The sequence below is a fragment of the Xylophilus sp. ASV27 genome, from assembly GCF_016428875.1.
In the GTDB taxonomy this organism is placed as follows: domain Bacteria; phylum Pseudomonadota; class Gammaproteobacteria; order Burkholderiales; family Burkholderiaceae_C; genus Xylophilus.
The window spans coordinates 1-10,655 of the sequence record NZ_JAELTO010000130.1 but is presented as its reverse complement, the minus strand read 5'-3'; the positions used below and the strand labels follow the sequence as shown (position 1 = coordinate 10,655).

Here is a 10,655-nt window from a genome sequence, read left to right as displayed (position 1 = left end):
GGTGTGGGATGGGATGCAAGGCGCAAACCGCAGCCATAGCCGCAGCTATGGCGAGGATTTGCAACGCCGCAGACCGCCCACAGCAGGGATGCGCGACACGCGAGGGACTTGTTCAGCGTTGCCTTAGATGCCCAGCAACGGGTTACCGAGTTGGTGAAACTCCAACGCATGAATGCCTCCTGTAATGCTTATGCCGCACAGCAGAGGCCAACAGACCGATGTTGCCCGCTGCACCTCTCCGGTGAGGATTTGCAATCCAAAGTTCCTATATACGAACTATTGTTTGCAAATACGAACCATATTGTGCGGTCGAAGTTTTCGATTGCGGCTAGGAAAAACCCGTAAGTCCTAGTGGCCAGGCACTGATAACATTCATCCTTTTTGTGAACTTCATTTCGCATATATGAACCATGAGCACATCGAATGAACCTGCCCAAACGTTCGGACCTCAGTCGAATGGGGTAACAGCCGCGCTCGCTCGATTCGTTCTTCAATCCTGTTGGGAAGACCTTCCCGAGGCTGTCAGGCATGAAGGTAGTCGCGCCTTTTTGAACTGGGTGGGGTGCGCCTACGGCGGATCGCATCACCCTGCAGTGGAGTGCGCGCTGCGTGGCGCCTCCAAGCTTTCTTCAAACAAGATGTGCACAATCCTCGGACGTAAAGAGCGCCTCGATGCACTGAGCGCATCGATGATCAATGGACTGAGCGCTAGTGCGAACGCATTCGACGATGCGCACATCAGCACTGTGATCCATCCTGCGGCCCCGACGGTCTCGGCTCTGCTCGCATACGCTGAGCAACATCCAGTGTCAGGCGCCGACTTTCTTCATGCGTTGATCCTGTCGCATGAAGTGCAGTGCCGCCTTAGCTGCGCACTTGCCATAGCGCCCGCGAAGTCGCACCTTGGCCACTACCTCACTGGACTAACTGGACCTGTCGGTGTCTCAGCGGCCGTAGGACGACTGATGGGTTTATCCAAGCAGCAGTTGATATGGGCTATGGGCATCGCGGCAATGCAGGCAGGAGGTGTTCGTGCGTCTCATGCATCGATGTCTGCAGCGTTTATTCCCGGCAATGCGGGTCGGAATGGACTTCTGGCGGCTCATCTTGCTTCAGAGAACTTTACTTGTCATCCTGAGCCGCTGATGTCGCAGTACGGGCTTCTGCAAGTGGTTGGAAACCCGCCGAACCCCGCAGCCATTCTTGACGGCCTTGGTGCCCGCTGGGAGTGCATGAATGTCGCCATCAAACCGTTCCCCAACGGCTGCCTCATCCACGCTGCGACGGATGTTTGTCTTAAGGTCTCTCGCGACGCTCGGTTTGTGGCCGAAAACATCGAAAGGGTGCGGATCGAAGTGCATCCGCTAGCCGCTGGCCTTACGGCGGCCAGGTCGCCAAAGAATGCCAATGAGGCCCAGGTCAGTCTCTACCACTGGGCAGCGGCGGCACTGGTACATGGTAACGCCGGGCTTCAACAAGCATCTGACGAATGCGTCACAGACCCACGTGTGATCGCCATCCGAAATCGCGTCGAGGCGCAAGAGGTGATCGACTTGGCGCCAGACGAAGCGAGAGCCGTCGTCGAGTTGAAGAATGGACAACTCATCAAAGCTGAAGTCAGACCGCATGCGGGTGCGGCAAGTCTGCCTCTGACGGACGAGCAACTTGAGTCGAAGTTCTCGTCTCAGGTTGCGCCACTGCTCGGTCACGAAAGCTCGCGCGACCTGATTTCTCGGTGCTGGGGTTTGGTAGATGCCGGCAACGTTGGAAAGGCGGCGCCGGGACACTGGGGCCAACATGCATCCTAGTGGGTGGTTCGTTTATCGCCTAGCAAGCATCACTGGAAACCTAAGATAGGAGATCGCTATGAACGAAGTTATCAACACGAAGTCGAACTCGTGGCTTGGCCTGTCGGATAAAGTCTGCGTTGTCACCGGGGCAGGTAGCGGAATCGGCGCGGAGGTTGCACGGCAATTCGCCACTTGCGGCGCTTCGGTCGCCATTTTGGACGTCAATGAGGCGGCTGCTTCACTGGTCGCTAGCGAGATCGTTGATCGAGGCGGACGCGCCATTGCCGTCGGTGCGGACGCGGGCAGCCAAGCGTCGATGCAGCAGGCAGCCTGCCGCGTGCACCATGGACTGGGTCCTTGCAACGTACTCGTGAACAATGCTGCGGTCCGAAACCGAAGCGCCCTCATCGGAATCGATCTCGCTGCATGGAGCCGCGTACTGGAGGTAAACCTGACAGGGGCACTCATCTGCAGTCAGGCGTTTGTTCCGCACATGATTGAAGCTGGCAAAGGAGGCAGCCTCGTTCATGTGGCTTCTCTTGTCGGCTACCACCCGCAGCCAGACGGGGGAGCCTACAGCGTTAGCAAAGCCGGAATGATGATGCTCTCCAGGCTCCTTTCTATCGAACTCGCGCCGCATCGAATCCGAAGCAATGTGGTGGCGCCCGGCTTCACACGTACCCCGGCTACCGAGGCCGCCTACGACCATGCCGAAACGGCCGCCGCTCGGATTGCAATGATCCCGGCCGGCCGCGCGGCCACGCCAACCGACTTGGCTGACGTGATACTCTTCATCGCGAGCGAGCGCGCCAGCTACATCAATGGTCAAGATCTCCTCGTAGATGGCGGCTTTACGAATACTTTGATGACGACAGTCCCGAAGCTTCCGCAGAAGGAATCCACATAGAGTGCGAATGGAGCAAGTATGGATTCCATAGGACACAAAATTGCAATACATGAGTTGCTCGCTCAGTATTGCTTCTACGTGGACGATCAAGACTGGAAGGCCTTAGCAGAACTCTTCACGGAAGATGCTCGATGGGTCACTTCATATGCTGATGCGGAGTCCAGGGATGAGGTCGTTAATACGATCCGCAGCATGATGCCTCCGCCAGGCCAAGGGCCAGAGCGTCGTCATGTGGTCACCAGTGCAGTAGTCCTACTCAATGGGTCACAAGCAAAGGCTAGAAGTAGCTACGTGATCTTCCTGGAGTCCATCGCAGGCGTGGTTCCGAGTGTTGTTGGAACTTATCTTGACGATCTGACTTGGGACGGCAATGTATGGCGCTTTCGTAAAAGAGAGATCGTTCACCACATACGAGGCGACCTGGGCCTTAGAAGTTGATGTGAACCCGCTTGGCAAGTTATGTGACGTTCAGATTTCTCATCGCCATATTGAAAGCGTATGGTGCGGAAAACCAGTGCTCAGTGCCACTCAATCAGATAGCCTCACGCGGCGAAACCTCGCGCGAGGCCCATGAGTCCACGTGCTTTATCAGCACGTCCCGAAGTCGCTTCAATCGCGGCTGAATCTGCGAGGTGGGCCCCACCAGCGTGATCGCCGCCACTCGGTCGCCTGCTTGGTTATGCACCGTGGTACCTATCCCAAATCGAGAGCCCGACATGCGAACGTTCGTAGCGATGCGCGTCTTGAGAATCTGCTCGAACTCGTCCAAGAAATTCTCAACATGTTCAGCCTCCTCCGCACCGCGTCGTCGTAGGTAAGCTTCACGCTGTGAATCCGGTAACTCGGCAAGCAGCGCCTTGCCACCCGCGGTGGCCAGTAGCGTTCGCCGAATATTCGAACGTGCCTCGAACCCAGCCACGGGGTCAACGCCAGCTTCCGCGATATAGATCAGATGATCTCCCGCCTTAACGCCCAGGAAAACTGCCACGCCCGTGGCTTTGTGCAGAGCTACCAAGTCAGCTTGAGTCACCAGTCCCGCACGGATATGTCCACTCGCCATTGTCAAACCATAGACAGCCGGACCGAGGAAGAACCGGCGATCCGATTCGTAGAGCCAGCCTTTGGCAAGCAACCCACTGATGAACCCATGAACCGAACTCTTCGGCGCATTCAAGGCGCGTGCCAGTTCAGCGAAAGTCAGGCCAGGCTTATATACCACCTCTTCCAAGATGCGGGTCACCCGGTCGACCGTTCGATGGTTCTGAGGTTCGCGGGCTACTCTGTCTTTGCTCGGTGACATGTCAGAGGCGACGATGGCTGACTTTGCCGATTTTTTCTGGGGGACCTTTGCAGTTCCTTGGTTCGTTGTCATATTCATGAAGTCCTTGTCGCAATGGCGATCACACTATAACTGTGGTTCTTGCCTGTCAATCGATGGGCGGCCGCTCCACCGTCAGCGACCTGTCGGTCTCAGCCACGCTGAACTTCCGATCCAGCAATACGTGTTCCAGGGGCAAGGTCAGGCCACGCACCCTCATTCCAACAGCGCCAGCGCCGCAAAGTCCCCCACCGCGTCCCGCAGCCCGGCCGGGCGCAGTTCCACGCCGCGGGTGAGCGCGGGCAGGTGGGCGGCGACTTCGGCCTGCAGGCGCGGCAGCAGGTGCTCGCGGTGGTGCCAGAACACGCTGCCGCCCAGGCTCACGGCCTGCAGGTCGAGCAGCGCGATGACGTTGAACAGGCCGCGGCCGAGGATGCGGCAGAGCTCGTCCACGATGGCGCCGGCCCGGGCATTGCCCGCCTTGGCCGCGCCCAGCAGCGTCGTGGCATCGGCAAAGCCCTGCGCCCCGAAACGCCGCGCCATGGCGGTGCCCGAGACCAGCGACTCCAGGTCGCCCACGTTGCCGCAGCCGCAGGTCGGGCCTTCGGCCGGGCCGCTGGCGAAGGTGTGGCCGCCGTGGCCGGCGTTGCCGTTCTTGCCGCGCAGCACCCGGCCGCCCACGCACAGGCCCATGCCGATGCCGGTGCTCCAGGTCAGGTAGGCGCAGTCGTCCACGCCCTGCAGCGCGCCCCAGCGACGCTCGGCCTCCAGCGCGGCGACGCAGTCGTTCTCCACCCGCAGCGGCACGCCGGCGCCGAAATGCGCGCGCAGCGGCGCCTCCAGCGGGAAGGCGGTCCAGTCGTTGGGCAGGCCCTGGTCGGCGCCGGCCAGTCCGCCGCAGATGTTGGGCGTGGACACCTCGATGCCGCCGGCGCGCACGACGAACGGGCCGCAGGACGAAACGCCCACGCCGCTGATGCGGTCCAGCCCCATGCCGGCTTCCGCGCAGGCCTCGCCCAGCAGCCGCAGGATCTGGCGCGCGACCGCATCGGGCGCGCCGCGCTTCTCGGTGGGTTCGGCGCGGCGGTGCAGCAGTTGCCGCGAGCCGGGCGCGGCCAGGCTCACGGCCAGCTTGGTTCCCCCTATGTCGACACAGGCGCGCATCGGTTCATGTCCTCATGTTGCGGGCGGCGCGCTGTGGCGGCGCCGCGTCGGGCCAGTGTAGGAGGGCTGCGCGCCCAGGCTGTCGGCGCAGGCCAATTGCTATTAAATACATAGCATAAAGCCCAGATAAAACCTGGGATACAGACCTATTTCCCTCAAAAATCTACACGAACTTGGCCACCAGGCCCGCCACGACGCCCACCAGCAGCGTGCTGGTCACCGGCACGTCCCACTGCCGCCCGAACAGGCGAAAGTGCAGGTCCCCCGGCAGCCGGCCCAGGCCGAGGCGCCGCAGCCAGGGCGCGGCCCAGCTGAGCAGGATGAGGACGAGGAAGACGACGAGGTAGAGGCGGATCATGGCGGCAACGCCGCATTCTGCGCGAAGCCATGGGCCTGTTGGAAATAACCGACACCACGCGGTTTTTGCCGGTGATAGCGTCACGCTCCATGTCTTCGATCACGCCCCCCACCGCCCCGCGCCTGTGGGACATCTCGCCGCCGGTGCACGCCGGCAGCCCGGTGTTCCCGGGCGATGCGCCCTACCGCCAGGAATGGCTGGCGCGCATCGCGCCGGGCTGCCCGGTCAACCTGAGCACGATCACGCTCTCGCCCCACGTCGGCGCGCATGCCGACGCGCCGCTGCACTACGACCCGCAGGGCGTGCCGGTCGGCGCGCTCGATCTGGCGCCCTACCTCGGCCCCTGCCGCGTGGTGCATGCGATCGGCTGCGGCGCGCTGGTGCGCTGGGAGCACGTCGCCCATGCCGCGCAGGGCCTGCCGCCGCGGGTGCTGGTGCGCACCTACGCGCAGATGCCGGTGGACCGCTGGGACGCGGCGCTGGCCGGCTTCGCGCCCGACACCATCGAGCGCCTGGCCGACGCCGGCGTGCAGCTCATCGGCATCGACACCGCCAGCATCGACCCGGCCGACAGCAAGGCGCTGGACAGCCACCAGACGATCCGCCGCCGCGGCCTGCGCGTGCTGGAAAACCTGCTGCTCGACGCCGTGCCCGAGGGCGACTACGAGCTGATCGCGCTACCGCTGCGCCTGGCCACCGCCGACGCCTCGCCGGTGCGCGCCGTGCTCCGCTCCCTGACCTGACGACCATGACCACCTTGCAAGACTGCCGGCGCCTCGACGCGCAAGACCCGCTGCGCCCCCTGCGCGATCTGTTCACCCTGCCCGAGGGCGTGCTCTACCTCGACGGCAACTCGCTCGGCGCGCTGCCGGCCGCCACGCCCGCGCGCGTGGCCCAGGTGGTGACGCAGGAGTGGGGCCACGAGCTGATCCGCGCCTGGAACACCGCCGACTGGGCCAGCGCGCCGCAGCGCCTGGGCGACAAGATCGCGCGCCTGATCGGCGCCGGGCCGGGCCAGGTGGTGGCCACCGACAGCACCTCGGTCAACCTGTACAAGGTGCTGAGCGCGGCGCTGTCCATTGCCGCGCAGGACGCGCCCGGGCGCAAGCGCATCGTCAGCGAGCGCAGCAACTTCCCGACCGATCTCTACATTGCCGAATCGCTGGCGCGCGAGCGCGGCCTAGAGCTGGTGCTGGTGGAGCCCGAAGAGATCGCCGCCGCGCTCGACGAGCACCTGGCGCTGCTGATGCTGACCCACGTCAACTACCGCACCGGCGCCATGCACGACATGGCCGCCCTCACCGCCGCCGCCCATGCCGCCGGCGCGCTGGTGGTCTGGGACCTGGCGCACAGCGCCGGCGCGGTGCCGGTCGCGCTGCTGCAGGACGACGCCGACTTTGCCGTGGGCTGCGGCTACAAGTACCTCAACGGCGGCCCAGGCGCGCCGGCCTTCGTCTGGGTGCACCCGCGCCATGCAGAGCGCTTTCGGCAGCCGCTGTCGGGCTGGTGGGGCCATGCCCGGCCCTTTGCCTTCGTGCCCGGCTACGAGCCGGCCGCCGGCATTGCGCGCTACCTGTGCGGCACGCAGCCGCAGATCGCGCTGGCCGCGCTGGAGTGCGGGCTCGACACCCTGCTGGCCGCCGAGCCGCTGGGCGGCATGGCCGCGCTGCGCGCCAAGTCGCTGGCGCTGACCGACCTGTTCATCGCGCTGGTGCAGGAGCGCTGCGCCGGCCACGGCCTGGGCCTGGCCACGCCGCGCGCCCATGCGCAGCGCGGCTCGCAGGTGAGCCTGAGCTGGGCCGGCGCGGACGACGCGGGCGCCTATGCCATCGTGCAGGCGCTGATCGCGCGCGGCGTCATCGGCGACTACCGCGCGGGCGACGGCGCGCGGCATCCGCACATCCTGCGCTTCGGCTTCACGCCGCTGTACGTCGGCTTCGAGGACGTGTGGCATGCGGTGGAGCACCTGCGCGATGTGCTCACCAGCGGCGAATGGCGCCGGCCCGAATTCAAGCAACAACACGCGGTGACATGACACACCCCCAGTCCTCGCGCACGGCGTGTCGCGGCGCCTTCCCCCTTGCAGGGGGCGCATCCTGCGGCCCGGCGAAGCCGGTTGCGCGGATGTCTGCGCATGGCCTGCTCCGCGCCCCTGCAGACGACGCCAGACGCAATGAAAGCTGAGATGACGCAAGACCCCACCCCGACGCAAGACCCCTCGCGCATCGTCACCGAGGAAAAGGCCCAGCTCGACTTCAGCCGGACCATGAGCTACGGCGACTACCTGCAACTCGACGCCGTGCTGACGGCGCAGAAGCCGCTGTCGCCCGCGCACGACGAGATGCTGTTCATCGTGCAGCACCAGACCAGCGAGCTGTGGATGAAGCTCATGCTGCACGAGCTGCACGCCGCCATCCGCTGCATAGCCGCCGACGAGCTGGCGCCGGCCTTCAAGATGCTGGCGCGGGTGAGCCGCATCATGGAGCAGCTGGTGCACGCCTGGAGCGTGCTGGCGACCATGACGCCGCCCGAGTACACCGCCATACGGCCCTACCTGGGCGCCTCCAGCGGCTTCCAGAGCTGGCAGTACCGGTGCATCGAGTTCGCGCTGGGCAACAAGAACCCGCTGATGCTCAAGCCCCACGCGCACCGCCCCGAACTGCTGGCCACGGTGCAGGCCGCGTTCGAGGCGCCCTCGCTCTACGACGAATCGCTGCGCCTGCTGGCGCGGCGCGGCTTCGCCATCCCGCCCGAACTGCTGCAGCGCGACTGGACCGAGCGCCATCAGCCCAACGCCGCGGTCGAGCAGGCCTGGCTCGAGGTCTACCGCCTCCCCGAGCAGCACTGGGACCTGTACCAGCTGGGCGAGAAGCTCACCGACATCGAGGACGCCTTCCGCCTCTGGCGCTTCCGCCACGTGTCCACCGTGGAGCGGGTGATCGGCTTCAAGCGCGGCACCGGCGGCACCGGCGGCACCAGCTATCTGCGCAAGATGCTGGAGGTGGTGCTGTTCCCGGAGGTCTGGAGCCTGCGCACGCTGCTGTAGCTACCGGTCCACCGCCAGGAACAGGCTCTCCTTCACCTCCTCCATCACCACGTAGCTGCGCGACTCGGCCGTCACCGGCAGCTTCTTGAGGATGTCGCCCAGCAGGTGGCGGTACTCGCCCATGCCGCGCAGGCGGAACTTGACCAGGTAGTCGAAGTCGCCCGACACCAGGTGGCATTCCATCACCTCGGGCATGTGCAGCAGCTCGCGCCGCACCTTCTCGAACACGTCGCCGGACTTGGCCGAGAGCTTGATCTCGACGAACACCAGCAGCGTCTTGCCCAGCGCCTCGGGCGCCACGCGCGCGTGGTAGCCGGTGATGACGCCCTCGCGCTCCATGCGCCGCACGCGCTCGGTACAGGGCGAGGCCGACAGGCCCACCTGCTCGGCCAGCTCCGTCATGGACATGCGGCCCTGGCGCTGCAGCAGGTCGAGGATCTTGCGGTCGGTGCGGTCGAGTTCGGGCATTTCACTTCCAGGCGGGCGAATGCGCCGCAAAAACACGGGATTGGCCAGTATTTCACCAGAAGAACCGTGAAATCCACTGGCCGACCTTTCTTAAAGTTCCGGAATCCACCGAATCCGGAGCGCATTCCATGAAAGTCCTTGTCCTTGGCGGCGGCGTCATCGGCACTTCCACCGCCTATTACCTGGCCCGCGCGGGCGCCGAGGTCACCGTGCTCGAACGCCAGGACGGCCCGGCGCGCGAAACCAGCTTCGCCAACGCCGGGCAGGTCTCGCCCGGCTACTCCACGCCCTGGGCCGCGCCCGGTATTCCGCTCAAGGCACTCAAATGGATGCTGCAGCGCCGCCACGCCCCTTTGGCGGTGCGGCCCGACGGCAGCCTGTTCCAGCTGCGCTGGATCGCCGCCATGCTGGCGCAGTGCAGCGCCGGGCGCTACGCCATCAACAAGGAACGCATGATGCGGCTAGCCGAGTACAGCCGCGACTGCCTGCGCGAGCTGCGCGCGGACACCGGCATCCAGTACGAGCAGCGCACCCGGGGCACGCTGCAGCTGTTCCGCTCGCAGGCCCAGGTCGAGACGGCGCAGCGCGACATCGCCGTGCTGCAGGAATGCGGCGTGCCCTTCGCGCTGCTCGGCCGCGAGCAGCTCGCCGGCGTGGAGCCGGCCCTGGCCGCGGCGCGCGAGCGCCTCGCCGGCGGCCTGCACCTGCCCGGCGACGAAACCGGCGACTGCCAGCTCTTCACCGAGCGTCTGGCGGCCCTGGCGCGCGGCCTGGGCGTGGACTTCCGCTTCGGCAGCGCGGTCGAGGGCCTGGCCACCGCGGGCGACCGCATCACCGGCGTGCGCAGCGGCGGCCAGTTGCTCACCGCCGACCGCTACGTGCTCGCCTTTGGCAGCTACTCGCGCAACGCCCTGCTGCCGCTCGGGCTCGACCTGCCGGTGTACCCGGTCAAGGGCTATTCGCTCACCGTGCCGCTGCTGGACGCCCGCCGCGCGCCGCAGTCCACCGTGCTGGACGAGACCTACAAGATCGCCATCACCCGCTTCGACGACCGCATCCGCGTCGGCGGCATGGCCGAGCTGGGCGGCTTCGACCTGCGGCTGGACCCGCGCCGGCGCGCCACCCTCGAATGGGTCACCAATGATCTGTTCCCCGGCGGCGACCTGCCGCAGGCCCAGTTCTGGACCGGCCTGCGGCCGATGACGCCCGACGGCACCCCGATCGTCGGCGCCACGCGCTACGCCAACCTGTTCCTCAACACCGGCCACGGCACCCTGGGCTGGACCATGGCCTGCGGCTCGGGCCGGCTGCTGGCCGACCTCGTCAGCGGCCGGCGCCCCGGCATCCGCGCCGACGACCTGGCGCTGGAGCGCTACCGCCGCGCCCGCGGCGCCGCCCAGCCCGCCGTGGCCGGGGCCTGTCTCTTATACACATCTGACGCTGCCGACGAAGAGAACCTAGTGTAGATCTCGGTGGGCGCCGGATGATTAAAAAGGGGGGGGGGGGGGGGGGGGGGGGGGGGGGGGGGGGGGGGGGGGGGGGGGGGGGGGGGGGGGGGGGGGGGGGGGGGGGGGGGGGGGGGGGGGGGGGGGGGGGGGGGGGGG

General features: G+C 65.8%; 11 protein-coding genes and 1 pseudogene. 7 read left to right on the top strand and 5 right to left on the bottom strand.

Features of this window, described 5'->3' with window-relative positions:
• Window positions 1-410: 410 nt before the first annotated feature.
• The 3 genes from JHD63_RS19865 to JHD63_RS19855 are packed head-to-tail and all read left to right on the top strand — an operon-like array spanning window position 411 to window position 3,135.
• Complete coding sequence (locus JHD63_RS19865) at window positions 411-1,808, top strand: MmgE/PrpD family protein (protein WP_198972537.1); 1,398 nt, start codon at window positions 411-413, stop codon at window positions 1,806-1,808.
• Between the two features lie 58 nt (window positions 1,809-1,866).
• Window positions 1,867-2,697: an SDR family NAD(P)-dependent oxidoreductase gene (locus JHD63_RS19860; RefSeq protein ID WP_198972536.1), complete on the top strand. Its 831-nt coding sequence runs from the start codon at window positions 1,867-1,869 to the stop codon at window positions 2,695-2,697.
• An 18-nt stretch (window positions 2,698-2,715) separates the two neighbouring features.
• Window positions 2,716-3,135 (top strand): nuclear transport factor 2 family protein, encoded by a 420-nt coding sequence (locus JHD63_RS19855; protein ID WP_198972535.1) that lies wholly within the window; start codon window positions 2,716-2,718, stop codon window positions 3,133-3,135.
• Between the two features lie 94 nt (window positions 3,136-3,229).
• Here JHD63_RS19855 and JHD63_RS19850 read toward each other — a convergent pair whose 3' ends face one another.
• From JHD63_RS19850 to JHD63_RS19840, 3 genes are all read right to left on the bottom strand, one after another.
• The gene (locus JHD63_RS19850) at window positions 3,230-4,075 is read right to left on the bottom strand and encodes an IclR family transcriptional regulator (RefSeq protein ID WP_198972534.1); all 846 of its coding nucleotides are present in this window, start codon (window positions 4,073-4,075) and stop codon (window positions 3,230-3,232) included.
• Between the two features lie 156 nt (window positions 4,076-4,231).
• Window positions 4,232-5,179, bottom strand: coding sequence for an ROK family protein (locus JHD63_RS19845; RefSeq protein WP_198972533.1), 948 nt, complete (start codon window positions 5,177-5,179; stop codon window positions 4,232-4,234).
• A 163-nt stretch (window positions 5,180-5,342) separates the two neighbouring features.
• Complete coding sequence (locus JHD63_RS19840; protein ID WP_198972532.1) at window positions 5,343-5,537, bottom strand: DUF2905 domain-containing protein; 195 nt, start codon at window positions 5,535-5,537, stop codon at window positions 5,343-5,345.
• 89 nt (window positions 5,538-5,626) lie between these two features.
• On the opposite strand from JHD63_RS19840, the gene kynB reads away from it, so the two are divergent.
• The 3 genes from kynB (at window position 5,627) to kynA (ending at window position 8,583) form a co-directional block, all read left to right on the top strand.
• Entirely contained in the window at window positions 5,627-6,280 is a 654-nt protein-coding gene (gene kynB, locus JHD63_RS19835; RefSeq protein ID WP_198972531.1) for an arylformamidase, read from the top strand.
• A 5-nt stretch (window positions 6,281-6,285) separates the two neighbouring features.
• Window positions 6,286-7,572: a kynureninase gene (kynU, locus tag JHD63_RS19830; protein WP_198972530.1), complete on the top strand. Its 1,287-nt coding sequence runs from the start codon at window positions 6,286-6,288 to the stop codon at window positions 7,570-7,572.
• A gap of 150 nt (window positions 7,573-7,722) precedes the next feature.
• Window positions 7,723-8,583, top strand: coding sequence for a tryptophan 2,3-dioxygenase (kynA, locus tag JHD63_RS19825; protein ID WP_233168476.1), 861 nt, complete (start codon window positions 7,723-7,725; stop codon window positions 8,581-8,583).
• On the opposite strand, the gene JHD63_RS19820 is transcribed toward kynA, so the two are convergent.
• Window positions 8,584-9,051, bottom strand: a complete 468-nt coding sequence (locus JHD63_RS19820) for a winged helix-turn-helix transcriptional regulator (RefSeq protein WP_198972528.1) — start codon at window positions 9,049-9,051, stop codon at window positions 8,584-8,586. It lies immediately after the preceding gene.
• A gap of 128 nt (window positions 9,052-9,179) precedes the next feature.
• On the opposite strand from JHD63_RS19820, the gene JHD63_RS19815 reads away from it, so the two are divergent.
• Entirely contained in the window at window positions 9,180-10,517 is a 1,338-nt protein-coding gene (locus JHD63_RS19815; RefSeq protein ID WP_198972527.1) for a D-amino acid dehydrogenase, read from the top strand.
• On the opposite strand, the pseudogene JHD63_RS19810 reads toward JHD63_RS19815, so the two are convergent.
• Window positions 10,424-10,655, bottom strand: a pseudogene (locus tag JHD63_RS19810) (hypothetical protein); the annotation flags it as partial. The gene JHD63_RS19815 and the pseudogene JHD63_RS19810 overlap by 94 nt on opposite strands.

Excerpts from the sequence above, each read along its gene's own strand:
- JHD63_RS19845 (WP_198972533.1), bottom strand. The coding sequence starts at position 5,179 with ATGCGCGCCTGTGTCGACATAGGGGGAACCAAGCTGGCCGTGAGCCTG.
- kynA (WP_233168476.1), top strand. The coding sequence starts at position 7,723 with ATGACGCAAGACCCCACCCCGACGCAAGACCCCTCGCGCATCGTCACC.
- kynU (WP_198972530.1), top strand. The coding sequence starts at position 6,286 with ATGACCACCTTGCAAGACTGCCGGCGCCTCGACGCGCAAGACCCGCTG.
- JHD63_RS19815 (WP_198972527.1), top strand. The coding sequence starts at position 9,180 with ATGAAAGTCCTTGTCCTTGGCGGCGGCGTCATCGGCACTTCCACCGCC.
- JHD63_RS19865 (WP_198972537.1), top strand. The coding sequence starts at position 411 with ATGAGCACATCGAATGAACCTGCCCAAACGTTCGGACCTCAGTCGAAT.
- JHD63_RS19855 (WP_198972535.1), top strand. The coding sequence starts at position 2,716 with ATGGATTCCATAGGACACAAAATTGCAATACATGAGTTGCTCGCTCAG.
- JHD63_RS19850 (WP_198972534.1), bottom strand. The coding sequence starts at position 4,075 with ATGAATATGACAACGAACCAAGGAACTGCAAAGGTCCCCCAGAAAAAA.
- JHD63_RS19820 (WP_198972528.1), bottom strand. The coding sequence starts at position 9,051 with ATGCCCGAACTCGACCGCACCGACCGCAAGATCCTCGACCTGCTGCAG.
- JHD63_RS19840 (WP_198972532.1), bottom strand. The coding sequence starts at position 5,537 with ATGATCCGCCTCTACCTCGTCGTCTTCCTCGTCCTCATCCTGCTCAGC.
- kynB (WP_198972531.1), top strand. The coding sequence starts at position 5,627 with ATGTCTTCGATCACGCCCCCCACCGCCCCGCGCCTGTGGGACATCTCG.
- JHD63_RS19860 (WP_198972536.1), top strand. The coding sequence starts at position 1,867 with ATGAACGAAGTTATCAACACGAAGTCGAACTCGTGGCTTGGCCTGTCG.